Annotated in this window: 20 protein-coding genes, 3 tRNA genes and 1 pseudogene; 17 read left to right on the top strand and 7 right to left on the bottom strand. The window is 39.5% G+C overall.

Features of this window, described 5'->3' with window-relative positions; genetic code table 11:
- The 3 genes from AC979_RS10150 to gorA form a co-directional block, all read left to right on the top strand.
- Nucleotides 1-1724 (top strand): YadA family autotransporter adhesin (locus AC979_RS10150; RefSeq protein WP_193387051.1); only part of this gene is annotated, 1724 nt, incomplete at its 5' end.
- Nucleotides 1725-1896: 172 nt separating this feature from the next.
- Nucleotides 1897-2757 (top strand): glycosyltransferase family 8 protein, encoded by an 861-nt coding sequence (locus AC979_RS05455; RefSeq protein WP_049373222.1) that lies wholly within the window; start codon nt 1897-1899, stop codon nt 2755-2757.
- 63 nt (nt 2758-2820) lie between these two features.
- Nucleotides 2821-4191 (top strand): glutathione-disulfide reductase, encoded by a 1371-nt coding sequence (gene gorA / locus AC979_RS05450; RefSeq protein WP_049373219.1) that lies wholly within the window; start codon nt 2821-2823, stop codon nt 4189-4191.
- 68 nt (nt 4192-4259) lie between these two features.
- On the opposite strand, the gene AC979_RS05445 is transcribed toward gorA, so the two are convergent.
- The 3 genes from AC979_RS05445 to AC979_RS05435 all read right to left on the bottom strand — a co-directional run bounded on the left by AC979_RS05445 (nt 4260) and on the right by AC979_RS05435 (nt 7346).
- The gene (locus tag AC979_RS05445) at nt 4260-5087 is read right to left on the bottom strand and encodes a class II glutamine amidotransferase (RefSeq protein ID WP_049363313.1); all 828 of its coding nucleotides are present in this window, start codon (nt 5085-5087) and stop codon (nt 4260-4262) included.
- A 220-nt stretch (nt 5088-5307) separates the two neighbouring features.
- Nucleotides 5308-6624: an MFS transporter gene (locus tag AC979_RS05440; RefSeq protein WP_049368826.1), complete on the bottom strand. Its 1317-nt coding sequence runs from the start codon at nt 6622-6624 to the stop codon at nt 5308-5310.
- Between the two features lie 14 nt (nt 6625-6638).
- The gene (locus AC979_RS05435; RefSeq protein ID WP_049373218.1) at nt 6639-7346 is read right to left on the bottom strand and encodes a 7-cyano-7-deazaguanine/7-aminomethyl-7-deazaguanine transporter; all 708 of its coding nucleotides are present in this window, start codon (nt 7344-7346) and stop codon (nt 6639-6641) included.
- Nucleotides 7347-7587: 241 nt separating this feature from the next.
- Here AC979_RS05435 and AC979_RS05430 point away from each other — a divergent pair, with 241 nt between their 5' ends.
- Complete coding sequence (locus AC979_RS05430; RefSeq protein WP_049373216.1) at nt 7588-9843, top strand: FepA family TonB-dependent siderophore receptor; 2256 nt, start codon at nt 7588-7590, stop codon at nt 9841-9843.
- 132 nt (nt 9844-9975) lie between these two features.
- Here AC979_RS05430 and rpmE read toward each other — a convergent pair whose 3' ends face one another.
- Nucleotides 9976-10188, bottom strand: coding sequence for a 50S ribosomal protein L31 (rpmE, locus tag AC979_RS05425; protein WP_005696847.1), 213 nt, complete (start codon nt 10186-10188; stop codon nt 9976-9978).
- A gap of 192 nt (nt 10189-10380) precedes the next feature.
- Between rpmE and mutY the strand changes: the two genes are divergently transcribed.
- The 7 genes from mutY (at nt 10381) to AC979_RS05390 (ending at nt 16169) form a co-directional block, all read left to right on the top strand.
- The gene (gene mutY, locus AC979_RS05420) at nt 10381-11499 is read left to right on the top strand and encodes an A/G-specific adenine glycosylase (protein WP_049373215.1); all 1119 of its coding nucleotides are present in this window, start codon (nt 10381-10383) and stop codon (nt 11497-11499) included.
- Complete coding sequence (locus AC979_RS05415) at nt 11492-11764, top strand: oxidative damage protection protein (protein ID WP_049365232.1); 273 nt, start codon at nt 11492-11494, stop codon at nt 11762-11764. The genes mutY and AC979_RS05415 overlap by 8 nt, the downstream gene beginning before the upstream one ends.
- Before the next feature lie 9 nt (nt 11765-11773).
- Nucleotides 11774-12853, top strand: coding sequence for a membrane-bound lytic murein transglycosylase MltC (gene mltC, locus AC979_RS05410; RefSeq protein WP_005696844.1), 1080 nt, complete (start codon nt 11774-11776; stop codon nt 12851-12853).
- Nucleotides 12854-13086: 233 nt separating this feature from the next.
- Nucleotides 13087-13162, top strand: a tRNA-Phe gene (locus tag AC979_RS05405).
- Between the two features lie 2 nt (nt 13163-13164).
- A tRNA-Asn gene (locus AC979_RS05400) sits at nt 13165-13240 on the top strand.
- A 284-nt stretch (nt 13241-13524) separates the two neighbouring features.
- Nucleotides 13525-14763, top strand: a complete 1239-nt coding sequence (locus AC979_RS05395) for an HAAAP family serine/threonine permease (RefSeq protein WP_049373213.1) — start codon at nt 13525-13527, stop codon at nt 14761-14763.
- A gap of 35 nt (nt 14764-14798) precedes the next feature.
- Nucleotides 14799-16169, top strand: coding sequence for an L-serine ammonia-lyase (locus AC979_RS05390; protein WP_049373211.1), 1371 nt, complete (start codon nt 14799-14801; stop codon nt 16167-16169).
- Nucleotides 16170-16213: 44 nt separating this feature from the next.
- Here AC979_RS05390 and AC979_RS05385 read toward each other — a convergent pair whose 3' ends face one another.
- Nucleotides 16214-17305 (bottom strand): metallophosphoesterase, encoded by a 1092-nt coding sequence (locus AC979_RS05385; protein ID WP_049373209.1) that lies wholly within the window; start codon nt 17303-17305, stop codon nt 16214-16216.
- Between the two features lie 135 nt (nt 17306-17440).
- On the opposite strand from AC979_RS05385, the gene AC979_RS05380 reads away from it, so the two are divergent.
- From AC979_RS05380 to AC979_RS05355, 6 genes are all read left to right on the top strand, one after another.
- Nucleotides 17441-17770 carry a YbaB/EbfC family nucleoid-associated protein gene (locus AC979_RS05380; protein ID WP_005696839.1) on the top strand — a complete coding sequence of 110 codons (330 nt, stop codon included), beginning with the start codon at nt 17441-17443 and terminating at the stop codon, nt 17768-17770.
- Between the two features lie 61 nt (nt 17771-17831).
- Entirely contained in the window at nt 17832-18434 is a 603-nt protein-coding gene (gene recR, locus AC979_RS05375) for a recombination mediator RecR (protein WP_005696838.1), read from the top strand.
- 4 nt (nt 18435-18438) lie between these two features.
- Nucleotides 18439-20382, top strand: coding sequence for a DNA topoisomerase III (locus tag AC979_RS05370; protein WP_049373208.1), 1944 nt, complete (start codon nt 18439-18441; stop codon nt 20380-20382).
- Between the two features lie 116 nt (nt 20383-20498).
- Nucleotides 20499-20846 (top strand): preprotein translocase subunit SecG, encoded by a 348-nt coding sequence (secG, locus tag AC979_RS05365; protein WP_005696834.1) that lies wholly within the window; start codon nt 20499-20501, stop codon nt 20844-20846.
- 20 nt (nt 20847-20866) lie between these two features.
- Nucleotides 20867-20952 (top strand) — tRNA-Leu (locus AC979_RS05360).
- Nucleotides 20953-21078: 126 nt separating this feature from the next.
- Nucleotides 21079-22500 (top strand): sucrose-specific PTS transporter subunit IIBC, encoded by a 1422-nt coding sequence (locus AC979_RS05355; RefSeq protein WP_005698676.1) that lies wholly within the window; start codon nt 21079-21081, stop codon nt 22498-22500.
- 89 nt (nt 22501-22589) lie between these two features.
- On the opposite strand, the gene AC979_RS10560 is transcribed toward AC979_RS05355, so the two are convergent.
- Both AC979_RS10560 and AC979_RS10555 read right to left on the bottom strand, forming a co-directional pair.
- Nucleotides 22590-23057: a hypothetical protein gene (locus AC979_RS10560; protein ID WP_049373206.1), complete on the bottom strand. Its 468-nt coding sequence runs from the start codon at nt 23055-23057 to the stop codon at nt 22590-22592.
- Nucleotides 23058-23207: 150 nt separating this feature from the next.
- Nucleotides 23208-23645: pseudogene (locus AC979_RS10555) on the bottom strand (transposase); the annotation flags it as partial.
- Nucleotides 23646-23681: the final 36 nt, after the last annotated feature.

Genomic DNA, 23681 nt, shown 5'->3' with positions numbered 1-23681 from the left:
CAGGCTGGAACTTACAAGCAAATGGTCAACCTGTTGATGCCGTAACTCACGGTAACAACGTGAACTTTGCAAGTGACAATTCAGTTAAAATTACACCAACAACTGACGGCAATACCAGCACAATTAATCTTTCTGTAAATGCAACGAATGTTGTTGAACAAGTAACAGGTAATGTTTCAGCAAATATGACAACTGGTAAAGCGGTTGTAGGTAAAGATGGTAATGAAAATACATCAACTGATGCAGGCAATAAAGTTGCCACAGTAGGTGATGTAGCGAATACCATTAACAACACAGGTTGGATTACAAAAACAACTGATGGAGCAAACGTTACTGTAAATCCAGGTGATCGTGTTGAATATGTTGATGGTAAAGGCACAACAGCTAACGTGACTGTAACCAATACAAATGGTCAAGACGTTGTAAATGTAACCTATGATGTGAAAACTGATGGTAAAACTGTTACTGTTAACAATGATGGTAACTTAAGTGTAGTGACTGGTAACATTACTAAAGCTTCAGATGATGTAACACAACCTAACGCAGGAAAAGTTACAGTTACTACTGGAGATGAGAATAAAGTTGCAACAGTTAAGAATGTAGCGGATGCAATCAACAGCGCAGGTTGGATTGTTAACACAGGTAAAGCTGATAACCAAGACTCATTCAAAACAGAAACTGGAACACCAACTAAAGTGGGTGCCGGTGATAATGTTAACTTCCAAGCAGGTAAAAACTTAGAAGTGAAACGTGATGGTCAAAATATCATCTATGCAACATCTGAAGATTTAGATGCGAAAACCATTACTGTAACTACAGTTAAAGTAGGTAACGATGGTAAAGATGGTAAACCTGGTGTTGATGGTTCTATTGGCGTAACCGGTAAAGACGGTGCAGCTGTTGCGATTAACGGAAAAGATGGTTCAATCGGCCTAACTGGACCGAAAGGTGCAGATGGTAAAGATGGTGCGTCAGTTACTATCAAACCAGAAAAAGGCACAACCACAGTCGCAGAGCGTGATGGTGGTAAAGAGATTAACCGTGTTACCTATACTGATAAAGATAAAGATGGCAATGACATCAAACGTGAAATTGCAACTCTTGATGATGGCTTGAAATTCACAGGTGATGATGGTCAAACCGTTAACCGCACTTTAGGTTCTAACTTAAATGTGAAAGGTGGCGCAACAACCTCAACCACAGCGAAAAATATTCGTGTGACTAAAGCTGCAGATGGTCAAGGTTTAGATGTGAATCTTGCAAACAATATCGAGCTTGATAATAACGGTAGTATCAAAATTGGTGATACAACTGTAAATCAAGATGGTATTACCATCAATAATGGACCAAGTGTGACCAAAGGCGGTATTGACGCAGGTGGTAAAACTATCACTAACGTTGCGCCAGGTAAGAATGGTACAGATGCAGTTAACGTAGATCAATTACGTGGCAGCCTCACAAATATCCAAGGTGATATTCATAAGGCTCGTAAAGAAGGTCGTGCGGGTATTGCTGGTGCGAATGCTGCGGCTGGTTTACCACAAGTTTACTTACCAGGTAAATCAATGGTTGCAGCTTCAGCAGGTACTTTCAAAGGTCAAAATGCATTGGCTGTAGGATACTCACGTTCAAGTGACAATGGTAAAGTTATCTTTAAACTTCAAGGTAATGCGAATACTCAAGGCGACGTAGGTGGCTCTGTAGGTATCGGTTACCAATGGTAATTTAACTTTCCTTTAAAATAGATAAAACCCAGCTTCGGCTGGGTTTTTTTATGAATAATATTTATTAATGTCATTTGATGATTTAAACTAAAACTAAAACTAAAACTAAAACTAAAACTAAAACTAAAACTAAACCTAAACCTAAACCTAAACCTAAACCTAGGAATCGAACATGTCCAATTCAACTAATGATTATATGAATATTGCGTTTGCTGTTGATGCAAAATACATACCACACTTAGAAACCTTGATTAAATCTATTTGTTATCATAATAAATGTGTTAATTTTTATGTATTACATAATGATATTCCTAAGGAATGGTTTGAAGGCATTCAGCTGAAGCTGGGGAAAATGGGATATCAGCTTTTTCCGGTACATATTTCTGATGATGTTTTTAAAAATTATAAAACCTTAGCGCATATTTCTTCATCAAGCAGCTACTATAGGCTATTGATCCCAAACCTTATTAATCAGGAGCGTGTGTTGTATTTAGATGCAGATATTATTGTAAATGGTTCGTTAGCTGACTTTTATTATAGTGATCTTGAGGGGGCGCCTGTTGGTGTAGTGAAAGATTATTGTGCCTGGGACAACTTTTCTTTTCCCTATCTAGATGCGAATGTTTCAACTAATTATTTTAATAGCGGTGTATTGCTCATTGATACCGTGAAATGGCGAGAAAATCATTTGGTTGATATATTACTTACGCTTGCAGAGAAGTTTTCTGATAAAGTCCTGTTTGGCGATCAATGTATTTTAAATATTCTTTTGAGAGATAAAGCAAAATATTATAGTTTAAATGAGAATTGTCAGGTTCATTACATTGAATTAATAAAAAGAAAGTACAGCGATAAATTTGTTAATCTAAGCTCTGAACCAATTATTATTCATTATAGCTCTACACAGAAGCCTTGGGATAATAAAAATGACAGCTTGTATTATCGTGAAAAATATTGGTTTTTTCGCCATTTAGATTGGACATATTTATTGATTAGACCGAGTATAGACAATTCCAATTACACTAATTTATAGCCTTCTTATTCACATTTAGGCACAATAGAGCAAAATTCCAATGAGTAAAAAAGGATAATGAAAATGACTAAACATTATGATTATATTGCGATCGGTGGCGGTTCAGGTGGGATTGCTTCAATTAACCGTGCGGCAAGCTATGGCAAAAAATGTGCAATTATTGAAGCAAAACATCTCGGTGGTACTTGCGTAAACGTAGGTTGTGTACCGAAAAAAGTGATGTTCTATGGCGCACAAGTTGCAGAAGCCATTAATAACTATGCACCTGCTTATGGTTTTGATGTAGAAGTGAAAAAGTTTGATTACGCGAAATTAGTCGAGAGCCGTCAAGCTTACATCGGTCGTATTCATACGTCTTACAATAATGTATTAGCGAAAAATAACGTGGATGTTCTAAATGGTTTTGCGCGTTTTAAAGATGCGAAAACGATTGAAGTGAGCTATGCAGATGGTTCAACAGAATTAGTGACCGCCGATCATATCTTAATTGCGACGGGTGGCCGCCCAAGTATTCCTGCAGTAAAAGGTGCAGAATACGGAATTGATTCAAATGGTGTATTTGCTCTAAATGAATTACCCAAACGTGTTGCAGTGGTAGGCGCGGGTTATATTGCAGTTGAATTAGCGGGTGTTTTAAATAGCTTAGGTAGCGAAACACATTTATTTGTGCGCCAACATGCTCCATTGCGTAATCAAGATCCATTAATTGTGGAAACCTTGGTTGAAGTGTTAGCACAAGATGGTATCCAATTACATACCAAAGCATTACCAGAAGAAGTGGTTAAAAATGCGGATGGTTCGCTTACCTTGAAATTACAAGATGGTTGTGAAACTACAGTGGATACCTTAATTTGGGCGATTGGTCGTGAACCTGCTACTGATGTGATTAATCTTGAAGTAACAGGCGTGAAAACGAATTCACGCGGACAAATTATTGTTGATAAATACCAAAATACAAACGTGCCTGGCATTTATGCTGTAGGTGATATTATCGAAGGTGGTATTGAATTAACACCAGTTGCCGTGGCGGCCGGTCGTCGTTTGTCTGAGCGTTTATTCAATAACAAACCGAATGAGCATTTAGATTACAACCTTGTGCCAACGGTTGTGTTCAGCCATCCGCCAATTGGTACAGTCGGTTTAACTGAGCCACAAGCGATTGAGCAATATGGCGAAGAAAATGTGAAAGTGTATAAATCCTCTTTCACGGCAATGTACACCGCTGTCACCGAACATCGGCAACCTTGTCGCATGAAATTAGTGTGTGTCGGCAAAGAAGAAAAAATCGTAGGCTTACACGGCATTGGTTTTGGTGTGGATGAAATGATTCAAGGTTTTGCGGTGGCAATCAAAATGGGTGCAACTAAAGCAGACTTTGATAATACGGTAGCAATTCACCCAACAGGTTCAGAAGAATTTGTCACAATGCGTTAATTGTAGATAAAGAAAGTGCGGTCAAAATCTCTGATGTTTTTGACCGCACTTTTTATTGTGATTTGTTATTAGGCTGCTGCACGATTGCCTAATGTACCATCATCTTCCATTTCTTTAGCCACACCGACGACCTCAGCAATTTTGTCCCCTTCTTTGAAGAATACGAAACCACCATGTTCCATTTTAACCCAAGGTTCATCTTTGGTGAGAGGGAACGTCGTAATGATGGTGACTTTGTCGCCATCTTTTGCGTAATCATTAAAATCAATGACGCCATCATCATCAATGCGGTGTGCTTTACCAAAAGGGGCTTTACGTGTTAAGTAATGCAAATTGGTTGAGCAGTGGGCAATCATCCATTCTCCATTCGAAAGAATAAAGTTAAAGGTGCCTTTTTGTGAGAGCTCTTTGGTAATGTCTTGAATGGCTTCAAAAATTTCCATTTCAGACGGTTTACGACGGAAGCGATTTTTTAAATATTCTGCCATATAACAAAATGCGGCTTCTGAATCCGTTGAGCCAATCGGTTGACAGAAACTCTCAGACATATCTGGCACATCTTTTAAATTACCGTTGTGAGCAAACACCCAGTTTTGTCCCCAAATTTCACGAATAAAGGGATGCGTGTTTTCAATGGTTACCCCACCTTGCGTTGCTTTACGAATGTGAGCAATCACATTAAGCGATTTAATTTTGTATTGTTTTACACAATCCGCAATAGGAGATTGAGAGGCTGCATGGTTATCACGAAAAATACGCACACCACGACCTTCAAAAAAAGCGATACCGAAGCCATCTGAATGGCAGTCAGTAAGACCAGCACGACGACGGAAACCTTCAAAAGAAAAGACAATATCCGTCGGTGTATTACAGTTCATTCCGAGTAATTGGCACATAAATTCCTACAACTTATTTTTATATTTTTATAACCTTATAATGTGTGCTGATTTAACACCATAATGCGTTGAAATTCAAGATGGATAACAAAGGATTTTTAGAAGAAAATGTTACATAAAATAACCTGAAAATCTTTCTGATCTGAAGGCTAGGGATGAGCACTTTATTAAGTCAATAAAAAAGGCGTGTTTATCACGCCTTTTGCTATATTTTTTAAGATTATGCTTTAATTTCGGAGCGGCTTTTTAAGAAAAAGAGTGCGACTGTTGAGATCAACATCACAAAGCCAACGCCAACATATAAACTCTGTTTGTCCCAACCCATATCTAATAATTGGCCGGCAATCGTTGGAGCAAGAATTGCACCAATACGACCCACACCAATCGACCAGCCCACACCAGTGCTACGAATATCGGCATCATAAGTAAGCGGATTTAAGGTATAAAGACCGCTGATACAGCCATTCATGAGTGCTCCAACTAAAATACCGAATACCATCGCAATCCATAAAACGGACGAGGATAAGATAAAGGTAATGATTGCTGCAGAAGATAAGACAGTGAATAAAATTAACACGCCGCGTGCTGTCCAACGGCTAGCCAGTAAGCCATAGATTAAGGCGCCACAAGTGCCCCCTAATGAGATCATCATTCCAACGCTCACACTTTGCTCTGTCGTCATGCCCGCTTCTTTTAATAAGGCTGGAGTCCATGAGCTGATAAAATAGAAGCTGAACATGATTGCAAAGAAAGCCGTCCAAATTAACAGGGTAGAATGTAAGTATTTTTCGCTGAATAATTGGCTAATAGGTAATTTACTTTTAACTTTTTCTACTTTTGCAGGAAGTTTCCAATCACCGGCTAAACCAATTTTTTGGGCGATTAAATTTAACCGCATTTCCGCATTTTTAGGTTGTTTAGAGGTAAGGAAATCAATGGATTCCGGTAACCAAATAAATAACACCACTAAAAGTAAACCGGTTAAGATAGCGCCTGCTAGGAACACAGAACGCCAGCCATACTCACCTTGTAGCATCACGGCAAACATGCCACCTAATACCGCACCGATACCAAATCCTGCTGCATAGACGCTGATCGCAAAACTGCGCCATTTACGAGAAGAATACTCACTGGTGATCACGTTTGTGCCCACTAAAATACCGCCGACACCAAGCCCAGTGATAACGCGCCAGAAACCAAGCCATTGATATTGTGAGATAAACGCCGAACCTAACATCCCAATAGCGGAGAGTGATACCGCCATTAATAACAATGGACGGCGACCAATTTTATCCGCAAGTGGTGCAAGGAAAAGTGAGCCGGCAGTCATACCAAATAAGCCGGCACTTAATAAATAACCTAACTCAATCCCCGTGAGGCCAAATTCGCTACGAATGGCTGTTGCGGTGAAGGCCAGGGCTAATACATCAAAGCCATCAAGTAAATTCATGATGGCAGCCATCACCACAATCATCCATTGATAAGCCCCCATTGGGCTTTGTTCTATTTTGGCTCTAAGAGAAAGGGTTTCAGTCATTTTATTTCCTTAAGTTAAGCAAACTGGCGGGAGCTTGCGAGAGATTGAAGTTTACGCAAAATCATGCTGAGTACCACGCCATAAGCGGGAACAAACAAGACGATGCCGACAAATAATTTAAATAAGTAATCGACAAATCCAAGGCTAAACCAATGTTCTGCCATAAATGGATCGCTACTTTTATAAAATGCGACACAAAAGAACATAAAGGTATCCGCAAGGGAACCAAATGTCATGGAGCTGCTCGGGGCAATCCACCATGTTTTTAATTGGCGTAAGCGGTTGAATACTAACACATCTAATAATTGTCCGAAAACATAAGCACAGAAGCTGGCGAACGCAATACGGAAAACAAACATATTGAATTCACTTAATGCACTTAAGCCTTGATATTGTCCATTAGAGAAAACAACCGAAACAATATAACTCACGATAAGCGCTGGAATCATCACGATAAAGATGATCCAACGCGCTTCTTTTGCCCCAAATACACGTACTGTTAAATCGGTGGCTAAGAAAATGAATGGGAAAGTGAGTGTGCCCCATGTGCTGTGGAATGAGAAATCATCAGCAAAACCAAGTGCGGTCAATTTTAAATTGATTTCAAATGGAATTTGAACGAAATAGTTACTGGCTGTGATGATGAAGATGTGAAATAAGCTTAATAAAATTAAAGCAAAACGTTTTTGTTGATCATTGAAGATCGGAGTATTAATTTTCATTTTAAGACCTTTTTAGTTGGTTAATCGGGGGTAGGGAACCCGACATGAGAAATAAATCCGCCAAATTGGCGAGCCGTGAATAATACTAGAATTTATTTGGATTGCAAGAAAGTGCGGTCAAAAAATCAGGTATTTTATTTAAATTCAATAAAAATGATAAGAATTGTTATTTACAGTAAAATTATATTGTACTAGAATTCTCGGGCATTATTTATTCCACATATGCCAGGAGAGCATTTCAATGTATAAATCCAATCATTTAAAAACAACATCATTCTTCGCATTTAGTGCGTTAACAATCGCACTTTTTTCAAACTATTCTCATGCAGAAGAGAAACTTGAGGAAATTAAAGTTACTGCGGAAGATCAGGTAAAACAATCGCTTGGTTCTTCTCTTGTGACTGCAAAAGATTTAGAAAAACGACCTGCGACAAATGATATTTCTGAAGTATTACGCACTATGCCAGGTGTGAATTTAACGGGTAACTCATCTACAGGACAACGCGGAAACAAACGTCAAATTGATATTCGCGGAATGGGACCTGAAAATACATTGATTTTAGTGGATGGTAAACCGGTCACCTCTCGTAATGCAGAACGTTATGGTGTGCGTGGTGAACGTAACTCTCGTGGTGACAGCAACTGGGTGCCGATTGAAGCGATTGAAAAAATTGAAGTATTACGTGGTCCTTCAGCAGCACGCTATGGTTCAGGTGCAATGGGTGGGGTGGTGAATATTATCACTAAGCCTGTTACCAATGATTTACACGGTAGCTTAAGTTATTACACCAACCAACCAGAAGATAGCAAAGAGGGTGCAACGAACCGTGTTGGTTTTAATCTAAGCGGAGCGTTAATTAAAGACGTATTGCAATTCCGTTTATATGGTAACTGGAACAAAACTCAAGCGGATGAAGTCGGTATTAATGGTGATCCTGCGATTGCTGGTCGTGAAGGTGTACGTAATAAAGATATTAATGGTCGTTTAGTGTGGAATATCAATGAGAAAAATAAATTAACCTTGGATTCTGGTTTCAGTCGTCAAGGCAATATTTATAACGGTGATACACAAAATAGCTCAGCAGGGCTTTACAATAATAAAAACTATCCTGAAACCAAAACGTTGGCAGGAAATAAAGCTGAAACTGCTCGTTTATATCGTCAGAACTATGCTTTAACCTATGAAGGTAAATTCGATCATTTTGACAATAAAACTTATATTACTTTTGATAAAACTAAAAACAGCCGTTTACCAGAATATTTAGCGGGTGGTCCAGAAGGTAGTTATTCTAGCACGTCAGCTTTTAGCGATTCTATTCTTAAAAATACGCGTTTTAGTTCAGAATTCTATATCCCATTTACCTTGGGTGTAGATCATATGCTGACAGTTGGTTTTGAAGGTGCACATAGCAGTTTAGATGATGACGCTTCTATGACACAGTTACTTGGTGGACGACGAGACAAGAATACAGGGAAGGTGCTTTATGATTTGAAAGAACGCCTACCAACCGGCATCTCAAATGTACGAGGTGGTCATAGCAGTCAAACTGAATGGGCAGTATTTGTTGAAGATAATATTTCAGCAACCCAATCTACCATCTTAACACCATCTTTGCGTTATGATTACAACACCTATTCTGGTTCTAATCTAAGTGGCGGATTAAACTTCTTACAAAGCCTCAACGATGATTGGAGAATTAAAGGTGGGATAGCAAGAGCTTATAAAGCACCGAATCTTTATCAAACTAACCCGAATTACTTGTTGTTTACTTTAGGTCAAGGTTGTCCAACGAATGTACCAAATAATAAAACTTGTTATTTCCAAGGTAATAGCGACATTAAACCAGAAACCAGCTGGAATAAAGAAATCGGAATTGAATATGATAAAGACGGGCTTCTTGCTTCTGTGGCTTACTTCCGTAATGACTATCGTAACAAAATCGTGTCTGATGGTGAATTTATCGGTTTAACTAACTTAGGTAACTATGTGTATAAATGGGGTAATGCAAACCGCGCAGTGATTGAAGGTTTTGAAGGTAATCTGACATTACCACTAATCCAAGATAAATTAAACTGGGTGAATAACTTCACTTATATGCATAAAACCAAAAATAAAGATACAGGTAACCCGCTTTCTATCGTGCCGAAATATACCTTGAATTCAAGCTTAAGTTATAAAATTACCGATAGTTTGGATGCAATGTTAACTTATACGCAATACGGTAAACAAAAATCCCGTAAAAATCCGGAAAACCGTATGGAAAATGGTAACGGCAAAAATATTAATCAGCTAGCTAACTCAGAAGATATCGGTAGCTATGCAGTTTGGGGATTAAGTGCAGGTTATAATTGGAAAGATACAATCAGCATTCGTGTTGGCGTAAGTAACTTATTTGATAAACGCATTTATCGTTCATCAAGCAGTACAAATTACAATGCTCATACTTATAACGAACCTGGTCGTGCTTATTATGCAACAGTTAAATATTCATTTTAATTGAGTATTTAGAAATGATAGAAAAAGTGTGGTCGATTTTGACCGCACTTTTTTATTGATTGAATTTGAAAAATGGTGAATTTCAGGTAATAAAAAACCCTGCATAGGCAGGGTTCTTCACACAGATTCAAATTATTTTGTACCTGGGATTTTGAAACGGCTGTTAAAGCGTTCAACACGACCACCAGTATCAACAACACGTTGTTTACCAGTGTAGAATGGGTGGCAGCTACCGCACACATCAAGGTTGATGTCTTTGCCTAAAGTTGAACGAGTTTTGATCACGTTACCGCAAGAACAAGTTGCAGTGATCTCTTTATATTCTGGATGAATACCTTGTTTCATAGAAAACCTCAAATTGAAGCCACGCCGCTATAAATGCTCTCCACTTACACCGCGTGAGTTAATAATCGCCGACAATCCGGCACCAAATAGACTGCGAATTATACTGAAAAAATCAAATTGATCAAGAGGTGTGCTTTAGTGATAGAATCATCACAAAATTTTTGCTTATTTTGACCGCACTTTAGGAAAGTTATGTTAGCCCAATCCTCTGTGAATGCCCCTTTTGCCCATTCTGTTTTACAATGGTATGAAAAGTTTGGGCGTAAAAATTTGCCTTGGCAACAAAATAAAACCCTTTATGGTGTTTGGCTTTCCGAAGTGATGTTACAACAAACTCAAGTTTCCACAGTCATCCCTTATTTTGAGCGATTTATTAAAACCTTTCCTAATGTGACCGCACTTGCTAATGCGTCGCAAGATGAAGTATTGCATTTATGGACGGGACTAGGTTATTACGCCCGTGCGAGAAATTTGCATAAAGCCGCTCAAACCATCAGAGATGAATATCAAGGCGAATTTCCAACGCAATTTGAGCAAGTTTGGGCATTAACAGGCGTGGGGCGATCGACGGCTGGCGCAATTTTATCTTCCGTACAAAATCAACCTTATCCAATTTTAGATGGTAATGTAAAACGCGTTCTTTCTCGTTATTTTGCTGTTGAGGGTTGGCCTGGCGAAAAGAAAGTCGAAAATCAATTATGGCAGTTGAGTGAACAGGTTACACCAACCACGAGAGTCGCTGAATTTAATCAAGCGATGATGGATATCGGCTCGGCGATTTGCACTCGAACAAAACCTAAATGCGATCTTTGTCCTCTAAATAATGATTGTTTAGCTAATAAACTCGAAAAGTGGACAGAATTCCCTGGAAAGAAACCGAAAAAATTGTTGCCAGAAAAACAAAGCTATTTTTTGATTTTATCTTATCAAGGGAAAGTCTGGCTAGAACAGCGCGAAAGCAAAGGCTTATGGGGCGGATTGTATTGTTTTCCTCAGTTTGATGATAAACAAACATTGCTGAATTATCTGAAAGAACAAGGGATTACCGAGTATCAAGAATGGGTAACTTTCCGTCATACGTTTAGTCATTTTCACTTAGATATTCATCCCATTTATGTTGAAGTTGATCGAAAATCTGAAGAGAGCGCTCGTTCAGATTGGAAAAAATTGTCAGAAAAAGGAAAAGAATCTCAATCTGGTCTATTAAGTGCGGTCAAATATTGGTATGATCCAACGTCACCTGAACAGATCGGGTTAGCTCAGCCTGTGAAAAATTTATTAACGCAATTTGTAAGGAATTATTATGGCTAGAACTGTTTTTTGCGAATATTTGAAACAAGATGCGGAAGGATTGGATTTTCAACTGTATCCCGGTGAATTAGGTAAACGTATTTTTAATTCAATTAGTAAACAAGCATGGGGTGAATGGATCAAAAAGCAAACCATGTTAGTGAACGAGAAAAAACTCAATATGATGAATGCCGAACATCGTAAATTATTAGAAGAAGAAATGGTGAATTTCTTATTTGAAGGCAAAGATGTGCATATTGAAGGTTACGTTCCCCCATCTAAATAACAAAAGATTATGAAAAAGTATTTATTATTGGCGCTACTTCCACTTTTATATGCTTGTAGCGACTCGCCAACCCATCGACGTGGCATTAATTATGACGAAGTGTTTTCAAAAGACACGCAAGGTTTAGATATTTTAACTGGTCAATTCTCCCATAATATCGATCGTATTTGGGGGGTAAATGAGCTTTTAGTGGCGAGTCGTAAAGACTACGTGAAATACACGGACTCTTTCTATACGCGTAGCCACGTAAGCTTTGACGAAGGTACAATTATTGTTGAAACTCAACAAGATCTTAATCGCTTACACAATGCGATTGTCCATACTTTATTGATGGGTTCCGATGCGAAAGGGATCGACTTATTTGCTTCTGGCGATGTGCCGATTAGTACTCGTCCTTTCTTATTAGGTCAGGTTGTGGATAACAATGGTCAGCAAATTGCTAACCAAGTGATTGCAAGTAACTTTGCGACTTATTTAATCCAAAATAAATTACAAACTCGCCGCTTACAAAATGGTAACACTGTGCAATTTGTGGTGATCTCAATGATTGCAAACCACGTTGAAGTGCGTGCACAAAAATATATTCCATTAGTTCGTAAAGCTGCAGAACGCTATGGTATTGATGAAAGCTTGATTTTAGGTATTATGCAAACAGAATCTAGCTTCAACCCGTATGCGATCAGTTATGCGAATGCAATCGGCTTAATGCAAGTGGTACCAAGCACAGCAGGTCGTGATGTATTTGCGATGAAAGGTAAAGGTGGACAACCATCTGCACGTTACCTTTATGATCCAGCAAATAACATTGATGCAGGTGTCTCTTACTTATGGATTCTGCAAAATCAATATTTAGATGGTATTACTAATCCTACCTCTAAACGTTTTGCAATGATTTCTGCCTACAACAGTGGTGCAGGTGCAGTATTACGTGTATTCGATGAGGATAAAGATGAGGCGATCTATAAGATCAATCAGATGTATCCTGAACAAGTATATCGCATCTTAACTACAGCACATCCATCGTCACAAGCAAGAAACTACTTGTTGAAAGTGGATGCAGCTCAGAAGAAATTCCGTGTAAGACGATAATTTCAGAAATTAAATACCATGCCCGAAAGACTTTTCTCTCGGGCATTATTTTTTCTATAAAGTGCGGTTATTTTTAGTTGAGTTTTTCAAAATACGTTCTTTTTATAGACGTTTTGGTTATTAACCATTCAAATACACTAAATTTTTCACTTTTTTTGAATTTAATTGTTGACCGATACCCGAAAAAATAGTTTAATACGCTCCGTTGTCAGGCAGTAGCCAATAACGATAACGCCTCGATAGCTCAGTCGGTAGAGCAGGGGATTGAAAATCCCCGTGTCGGTGGTTCGATTCCGCCTCGAGGCACCATTTCCTCCTTAGTTCAGTCGGTAGAACGGTGGACTGTTAATCCATATGTCGCAGGTTCGAGTCCCGCAGGAGGAGCCAAATTCTAAGAAGCCGCTAAAGTAATTTAGCGGCTTTTTGCTTTTTAGAATTCAGCATTATTCTGTTGTTTTCCTCTCTTTAAAATTTGCTCAAATTTCTCACCGCAGTTTTTTGATCTAGATAAATATTTATGTAAAAAAGTCACATAAAATTGTTAGCAAGATCACACTTTATTATTTTGTACTTTGCGATCACCCCCTAACGTTATCATAATGCCACCATTAATTTAATGAATGAATATTCATTGGATAAAGATTTTATAATTTAACTTTAGAGGGTGATTTATGAGCACTAAAACTAATAAAAAATGGAATAAATTTGATACAGCTTGGGTATTAAATTTATTTGGTACTGCGGTGGGCGCAGGGGTATTATTTTTACCAATCAATGCAGGGATGGGCGGTTTCTGGCCATTGGTTGTGATGGCGATTTTAGTCGGACCGATGACATATTTTGCGCATCGTGGCTTGGCTTATTTCGTGTTGTCTTCTTCTAAACCAGGCAGTGATATTACCGAAGTAGTCGAAGAACATTTCGGCCCGACCGCTGGGAAATTAATTACATTATTATATTTCTTTGCGATCTTCCCAATTTTATTAATTTATGGAAACGGGATCACCAATACGGTTGATTCTTTTATCGTCAACCAATTAGGCATGGCTTCACCAAACCGTGTGATTCTTTCTTTTGTATTGATTGCAATATTGATTTCAGTCATGTTGTTCAGTGAAAAAGTGATGTTGAAAATCACCGAATTACTGGTTTATCCATTGGTGTTGATTCTTTTTGCATTATCGATTTATCTCATTCCGCAATGGAATGCCTCAATGCTTTATGAACTCCCGACTGCTGGTGGCTTTATCACGACATTGTGGTTAACTATCCCAGTCTTGGTTTTCTCTTTTAACCATTCTCCGGCAATTTCTTCTTTCACGCTTTCTCAACAACGTGAATATAAAGATTTTAATACAACGGAATATCACATTGGTCGTACAGAAAAAGGCACTTCAACTGTATTACTTTTCTTCGTGATGTTCTTTGTGTTTAGCTGTGTATTAACCTTAACACCAGCAGAGTTGCTAGAAGCAAAAGCACAAAATATTAGTATCTTATCTTATCTTGCTAACAAATTTGATAACCCATACATTTCTTATTTTGCACCATTAGTGGCTTTCTTCGCGATTACAAGCTCATTCTTTGGCCATTATTTAGGAGCACGTGAAGGTTTAGAAGGTTTATACCTCAAAATGAAAGGTGAAAGTGTGAATCGTAAAAAATTAAATTACGGTACTGCAGTTTTCTTTTTACTCACTTTATGGGGCGTAGCGATTATTAACCCAAGTATTTTAGGTTTAATTGAATCCCTTGGCGGCCCAATCATTGCGATGATCCTTTTCATTATGCCTATGTATGCGGTTCGCAATGTTCCAGCAATGAAACGCTATCAAGGTCGTTTTAGCAATGTATTTGTTACAGTTATGGGATTAATTGCTATCTCCGCGGTCGTATATGGATTATTATAAGCGGCTTTTTAGTTTAGCTTAGGATTTAAAATAATATGATTAGTGTATTTGATATGTTTAAAGTGGGAGTTGGGCCATCCAGCTCCCATACTGTTGGCCCGATGAAAGCAGGCAAGCAGTTTATTGACGATTTAATCGAGCAAGGTAAATTTGATGCGGTTGCAACCTTGCACGTTGATGTGTATGGCTCTCTCTCAATGACGGGACATGGTCATAATACAGATATTGCGATCATTATGGGATTGGCTGGTTATCTACCGCATGATGTGGATATTGATTTAATCCCAACCTTTATCGAACAGGTTAAACAAACTAAAAAACTGTCGATTGCACAGGGCAAAAAAACGGTTAATTTCGATTGGGATGCCAATATGGTATTCCATAATTCCTTTTTATCATTGCATGAAAACGGTATGACCATTACTGCATTAGATGCTGATCGTAATGTGCTTTACCGTCAAACCTATTACTCTATTGGTGGTGGCTTTATCGTGGATGAAGCGCATTTTGGTCAAGAGGAAGAAAATCCGGTGACTGTGCCGTATCCTTATCAACATGCTGAAGATATTTTGAAACATTGTCAGGAGAGTGGCTTAATGCTCTCAACCGTGATGATGAAAAATGAATTAGCATTGCGTGATAAAAAAGAGGTTGAAGCACATTTACAGAATGTTTGGAAAACCATGAAAGATTGTATTGAACATGGTATTAAAACAGAGGGTGTGTTACCAGGGCCTTTAAAAGTTGCTCGTCGTGCGCCATCACTTTATCGTCTCTTGGAGGCGAATAGCGGCCGTTTAGCACATGACCCAATGTATGTGATCGACTGGGTGAATATGTTTGCCCTTGCGGTAAATGAAGAGAATGCGGCAGGTGGTCGCGTCGTAACAGCACCAACTAATGGTGCGTGTGGTATTGTGCCGGCGGTACTTTCTTATTATGAAAAATTTGTTGCACCTTTAACGCCAGAAGTCATAGAACGCTACTTATTGGCTGCCGGTATGATTGGTTCCCTTTATAAGATGAATGCATCTATTTCGGGGGCTGAAGTCGGCTGCCAAGGTGAAGTGGGTGTGGCATGTTCAATGGCTGCCGCAGGTTTGACTGAGATTTTAGGTGGCACACCAGTACAAGTGTGTATCGCAGCTGAAATTGCGATGGAACATAATCTTGGCTTAACTTGCGACCCGGTTGGTGGTCAAGTACAAGTACCTTGTATTGAACGTAATGCTATTGCTTCGGTGAAAGCGATTAACGCTAGCCGTATGGCATTACGCCGAACCACTAATCCTCGCGTAACCTTGGATAAAGTGATCGAAACCATGTATGAAACAGGTAAAGACATGAATGCCAAATATCGCGAAACATCGAAAGGTGGCTTAGCGGTAAAAGTAGTGTGTTCTTAAGATTTCATTGATAATAAAAGAGCGGTCATTTTTGACCGCCTTTTTTATTTCCCTTTCACGTCAATAATAATTACTTCAGACTGTGAACCTAAGCGCATTGGGATGCCCCAAAAGCCGTAACCAGAAGTGACAAAAACATGTGGATTGCCAATTTTTTCATGACCATAATCCAAACGATACATCATTTTTGTGATTAAACTCGCGGGGAATACTTGCCCTTTATGCGCATGCCCTGAAACTTGAATATCAAGCGGGAGTGACGCATGTTTTTCGATATCTGTTGGACGGTGATCCAATAGAATAATCGGTAAGTCAGTATTCACTTGCTTTAATAACGTCTCGGTACTTGGTCTATCGTGAGCAAGGTTGTCGTTTCGCCCAATCAGTACGAATTCATTATTTAGCGTTAATGTTTCATCTCTTAATACAGTGATACCCGCTTTGCGAATTTCTCGATCAATTCGATCTTGATCACCTAATAAGTCATGATTGCCTAGTGTGGCATAAACGCCCATTGGAGCCTTGAGTTTCGCTAAATGGGGTTGCATTTTTTCGGCTAAATAAGCGTTGACGTTATCGTCCATAATATCGCCAGGTAGTAAAATGATATCAACCTTTTCCTGCTGCATAATATCAGCCAATTTATCCAATTCTTTCCCGCCAAATAATTTGCCTAAATGGAGATCGCTTGCCATGCCAATTCGCAATGGTTTAATCGGTTTATCTAGCGTAATTTCATAATGAATAACACGTGTGATATAGGCGTTATACACACTTAAGGCAGTGATACCAATAAATAAAATCGGGTAAGCAATGCGTAAAGTGCGGTCGATTTTGGTGATGGATTTGGATTTTCGGAAAAGAAAATGAATACACCCTACGGCAATACTCGCAAAGGCTGAAAAAAGGAGTAGTGAGAGCATTAAAGCAATAAGTCGGAATACCGTAAAAAGCTTTAAAAAATGGCAAATAACTAAGACATTAGGAAGCAAAAAGCTGACAAAAGTAATTGCTCGTCTTGTCTTTTGAGAGAGCGGTTTGTTAAGCCACCAAATCAGCGTTTTATTAAAAATATAAATCAGCAGTTGTAACAAAATAATAGCTGCCGTAAATATGAAGTAATAACGAGTTTCCATCTGCAATTCCTAAATAAAAGTGCGGTTGTTTTTGACCCAGTTTTGAAGTGTGGAATAATAAATTTCTCTGTTCCCAAAGGCAAATTTTTTCGCTAAAATGCGGCTCGTTTTAGTTTACTTAAGAAGGAAAATCCCATGTTCGGAAAAGGCGGTTTAGGCGGCTTGATGAAACAAGCCCAACAAATGCAAGAAAAAATGCAAAAAATGCAGGAAGAAATTGCCCAATTAGAAGTAACAGGCGAAAGTGGTGCAGGTTTAGTAAAAATCACGATTAATGGTGCGCACAACTGCCGTCGTATTGAGATCGATCCTTCTTTAATGGAAGACGATAAAGAAATGTTGGAAGATTTAATCGCTGCCGCATTCAACGATGCAGTCCGTCGTGCAGAAGAATTGCAAAAAGAAAAAATGGCTTCTGTAACCGCAGGCATGCCATTACCGCCAGGAATGAAACTTCCATTTTAATTCATCGGGTGTGTGAATCTATAGGTTCACACATCATCTATTTTCTCCCATCATAAATATTATGCAAAGCAGTCCACTTTTAGAACATCTTATTGAAAACCTTCGTTGCTTGCCGGGTGTAGGCCCGAAATCAGCGCAGCGTATGGCTTATCATCTTTTACAGCGCAATCGTAGCGGTGGGATGAATTTAGCACGCGCGTTAACGGAAGCAATGTCTAAAATTGGGCATTGTTCACAGTGTCGTGATTTTACCGAAGAGGAAACGTGCAATATTTGTAACAATCCTCGTCGTCAAAATTCAGGCTTGCTTTGCGTGGTGGAAATGCCGGCGGATATTCAAGCGATTGAGCAAACCGGCCAATTTTCTGGACGTTATTTTGTCTTAATGGGACATTTATCGCCTTTAGATGGTATTGGTCCAAAAGAGATAGGTTTAGATTTATTGCAAAAACGTCTGGTAGAAGAGTCTTTCCATGAAGTGATTTTAGCGACCAATCCAACGGTGGAAGGCGATGCCACAGCTAATTATATTGCTGAAATTTGCCATCAACATAATATTAAAGTGAGCCGTATTGCTCATGGGATCCCTGTTGGAGGCGAGTTAGAAACCGTGGATGGCACTACCTTAACCCATTCTTTCTTAGGTCGTCGTCAGATCGACTAATCTTATGCGCCTGTTTATTGCCGAAAAACCTAGTCTTGGGCGAGCGATTGCCGATGTATTGCCAAAACCTCATCAACGGGGTGATGGTTTTATTAAATGCGGCAATGATGATGTTGTGACTTGGTGCGTGGGGCATTTGCTCGAACAGGCAGAACCCGATGCCTATGATCCAAAATTCAAACAATGGCGTTTAGAACATTTACCTATCATTCCTGAAAAGTGGATTCTGTTACCGCGAAAGGAAGTAAAAAAACAACTTTCTGTGGTAGAAAAACTCATTCATCAAGCTGATATTTTAGTTAATGCAGGTGACCCAGATAGAGAAGGGCAGTTGTTGGTGGATGAAGTGTTTAGTTATGCCAATTTATCCGCCGAAAAACGTGATGGCATTTTGCGTTGTTTGATTAGCGATCTTAACCCAAGTGCGGTCGAAAAAGCGGTACAAAAACTCCAACCGAATCGTCATTTTATTCCATTGGCTACCTCCGCACTGGCGCGTGCTCGTGCCGATTGGCTTTATGGCATTAATATGACTCGCGCTTATACCATTCGTGGTCGCCAAGCCGGTTATGATGGTGTGCTTTCCGTTGGGCGAGTACAAACGCCCGTATTAGGTTTGATTGTTCGCCGTGATTTGGAAATTGAAAATTTCCAACCCAAAGATTTCTATGAAGTGTTGGCATGGGTGAAAGACGAAAAAACGTCTGAAAATCCGACCGCACTTTTTTCTGCACTTTGGCAACCAAGTAAAGCTTGTGAAGACTACCAAGATGAAGATGGTCGCGTGCTGTCTTTAGGCTTAGCCGAAAATGTGGTGAAGCGCATTACGGATCAACCTGCCGAAGTGACAGAATATGTAGATAAGCGCGAAAAAGAAACAGCCCCTTTACCTTATTCCTTGTCAGCATTGCAGATTGATGCGGCAAAACGGTTTGGCATGTCAGCGCAAAGCGTGTTGGATACCTGTCAGCGTTTATATGAAACCCATCGGTTGATTACTTATCCACGTTCTGATTGTCGCTATTTGCCGGAAGAGCATTTTGCTGAACGACATAAAGTGATGAATGCGATTTCACAGCATTGTCAGACTTATCAAACCTTGCCATCAGTGGTGGATACTGAGCAGCGCAATCGTTGCTGGAATGATAAAAAAGTGGAAGCGCACCATGCGATCATTCCGACGGCTAATACGCGCTCGATAAATCTAAGCATTGATGAACAGCGTATTTATGAATTGATTGCGCACCAGTATTTATTGCAATTCTGTCCAGATGCGGAATATCGTAAAAGTAAAATTACCTTAAGTATTGCAGGCGGTACTTTTGTGGCTCAAGCGCGCAACTTGCAAACCGCGGGTTGGAAAGAATTGCTTGGTAAAGAAGCCGAAGATGAAAATCAAGAGCCGCTATTGCCGATCGTGAAGAAAGGGCAGATCCTGTATTGCGAACGAGGCGAAGTGGTGAGCAAAAAAACGCAACCGCCGAAACCATTTACTGATGCGACGTTGCTTTCCGCCATGACAGGGATTGCGCGCTTTGTGCAAGATAAAGAATTGAAAAAAATTCTGCGTGAAACGGATGGCCTTGGCACAGAAGCCACCCGTGCAGGTATTATTGAATTGCTATTTAAACGAGGTTTTTTAACAAAAAAAGGACGTAATATTCACAGCACAGAAACGGGGCGGATCCTCATTTCAGCACTACCGGATATTGCCACACAACCTGATATGACGGCACATTGGGAAGCGCAGTTAACGGATATCAGTCAAAAACAGACGAGTTATCAGCAATTTATGTTTACACTCAATCAAATGCTACCTGATTTAGTGCGCTTTGTGGATTTCACTGCGTTACGTCGTTTAAGTCAGATTTCAAAAGGTTTAAATGCGGCACCTGCTAAACGAAAAAGAGCGCTCAAAAAATCGGAAGATTTAAACGCTGAAAATTGATTAAACTTAATACAATTAAGTAAAAAAAATGGGAAAGCGCTTGCGAAAAGCATGAATTTTATATAACATTTGCTCTCAGTTTTCTTGCGAAATCGCAATTTAGAGAAGAAAGAATAATGTACAATATTTTATTATTTATTTATGTATTAGTTTGTATCGCCTTAATCGGCTTTATCCTTGTTCAACAAGGTAAAGGTGCGAACGCAGGTGCGTCATTTGGCGGTGGTGCATCAGGTACTATGTTTGGTTCTGCCGGTGCAGGTAACTTCTTAACCCGTACCAGCGCAATCTTAGCAACTGGCTTTTTTGTGATTGCTTTAGTGTTAGGTAACATTAACTCTCATCGTGGTAACGTACAAAAAGGTTCATTTGACGATTTATCTCAAACTGCTGAACAAGTTCAACAACAGCAACAACAAGCTGCTCCAGCAGTTGAAAACAAAAATAACGATATTCCGCAATAAGGAATAAAAACAGAATAAACGCTCTGGTGGTGGAATTGGTAGACACGCTATCTTGAGGGGGTAGTGGCCGCAGGCCGTGCGAGTTCAAGTCTCGCCCAGAGCACCAACTATAAACCGACTTAATCAAGTCGGTTTTTTTTCGCCTAAAATTTGCTTGAATAGCTAGTTATTATCCCCTGTTTTGGTTACAATCGGTCAATTTCTTTTTCTAAAACCCCATTAGGAGAGCACTATGAACTTCCCTCAAATTGCCCAGCAAGTGATTGATAAGCTTGGCGGCAAAGAAAACATCGCCACAGCAGCACATTGTGCAACGCGTTTACGTATTGTGTTAAACGATGAAAGCAAAGTGGATAAAGAAGGTATTGATAATATTGAAGGCGTGAAAGGGCAGTTTGCTGTCGCCGGTCAATATCAAATTATCTTCGGTTCAGGTACGGTGAATAAAGTCCATGCTGAACTCACCAAATTGCTTGGTATCGGCGATGTGAGTAAAGCCGAAGTGGCTGAAGCAGCATCAGGCAATCAAAACTTATTGCAACGTTTGGTGAAAGGCTTAGCAGATATTTTCGTGCCAATCATTCCGGCAATCGTCGCAGGCGGTTTGTTAATGGGTATTCACTCCATGCTTACAGCGAAAGGTTTCTTCGTTGATGAATTAAGCGTGATTGATATGCACCCAGGTCTTGCGGATTTGGTGGACTTCATTAATACCATCGCGAACGCACCATTTGTGTTCTTACCTGTATTACTTGGTTTCTCTGCAACCCGTAAATTTGGTGGTAACCCGTTCTTAGGGGCTGCACTTGGGATGTTGTTAGTTCACCCTGCATTAGCAGACGGTTGGAACTACGCATTAACTCTTGCTCAAGGCAAAATCCAATACTGGAACGTATTCGGTCTTGAAATTGAAAAAGTCGGCTATCAAGGCACTGTTATCCCAACATTAGTTTCTGCTTGGGTGTTAGCAACCTTAGAAAAAACCTTCCGTAAGTTTGTACCTTCTTATTTAGATAACCTCATTACCCCATTATTCTCGCTCTTTATTGCAGGCTTCTTAGCATTTACCGTAATTGGTCCAATCGGTCGTGAAGCAGGTTCATTAATTGCATCAGGCTTAACTTGGTTATATGACACCTTAGGTTTCGTTGGTGGCGCAATCTTCGGGGCATTCTATGCCCCAATCGTGATCACGGGTATGCACCAAACCTTCATTGCGGTTGAAACACAATTATTAGCTGAAATGGCAAATACAGGCGGTACCTTTATTTTCCCAATCGCTGCAATGTCAAATATCGCACAAGGCGCAGCCTGTTTAGGTGTGGCAGTGGCATTAAAAGATCCAAAAGTACGCGGTTTAGCGGTACCATCAGGTATTTCTGCATTATTAGGGATTACTGAACCGGCAATGTTCGGGGTGAACTTACGTTATCGTCAGGCTTTCTTTGCAGCGATGATTGGTTCAGGTTTAGCAAGTGCTTTTATCGCATTCTTCAATGTAAAAGCCATTGCATTAGGCGCAGCAGGTTTCTTAGGTATTCCATCGATTAAACCGGATAGCCTTGCAATGTACAGCATTGGTATGGTGATTTCATTTGTGGTGGCATTCACGCTTTCAGTCATTTTCGTGAAACGTGCACAAGCAAAAGCATAATCGAAATAAAAAAGAAAAAGCACGAGTTTAACCTCGTGCTTTTTTGTTTGGAAAAATGTGTCTAAAAACGACCGCACTTTCAGTGAGAATTAGCCTTCTCGACAATTTAACCAAGCTGTTCTCATGCCTTGATTGTTTTTGTAATACACCGAATTATGCTCACGCGCAATCAGATCCACATGGTTTCCATCAATTGGCTCATAAGAGCGATAAATCACTTCAAAGCGATTTCCGCGTGCATTTAAGGTGCGATTTTCCACATGATCAAAAGGCACCGCTTTTCCGCCATCTAATTGAAAATAAATACCAAAATTATCTTTCATGCGGCTTTCTCTTGAAAGCGGGAAGTAAGTGGTTAAATAAGAATTCGAGCCCGTTTCTGAATTACGGCAAGAATAGTAATAACGTTTGTAATTTTTCGGATTGTTTAATTCCGCTTGGCTAATGTTATTTTTAAGGTATCGTGTTTTAACGGTTTTCTTTGGTTGTTGTGTTGTGGTACAAGCAAACAAACCTACGAATGTAGCCGTGAGTAATGCTATTTTCAATTTATTCATCGATAAAGTTCCGAGAGTAGAGTGAATGAGAAAGGGAGTATGATAGCGGAAATTGGGGATTGTGCAATATAGAAAGGGTAAAGTGCGGTTAGTTTTTGAAGTGTTTTTCTTGGATTCAGACAGAGGCAGGTAAAATATGCGACATACTTTATCAAGGTCAAGGATGCGTAGGCGTAAACGTTCTTCTTCTGTTTTTGGTGGGGGAGGCATTTTAGCGTATTTGGGGTTCATACTTGGGCGACCTTTAGGTTTGGGATGGAGCCCATTTATACCGTTTTTCCGAAAGGCCTTCAACCATTGACTAATGCTTCCACTACTAGCAATACCAAAGTAAAGTGCCGCATTTTCCATCGTAAATCTGCCAGAGAGAATGGTTTGAATAACGCTATGTTTAAATTCAGGAGAATAAAGTCTTTTGCGGTGTAATACTGCTAATCCATTAGTGCCTGAATATTTGTATTGTGCAATCCAACATCTAACGGTTTTTGTCGCTAAATTGAAATGCTTCAATGTGAAAGCAAGGTTTTCGTGATGTTCGAAATAGAAATTCACGACTTGTTGTTTGAAAAGTTGATTGTATTTAGTCATAAAAAATCTGCACCTTAGTGAGTTGGTTGTTTAGTC

Source organism: Parahaemophilus parainfluenzae (assembly GCF_001053575.1).
GTDB lineage: Bacteria > Pseudomonadota > Gammaproteobacteria > Enterobacterales > Pasteurellaceae > Haemophilus_D > Haemophilus_D parainfluenzae_S.
Note: the sequence above shows the minus strand (reverse complement) of the source record. Positions and strands in the feature narration are given on the sequence as shown.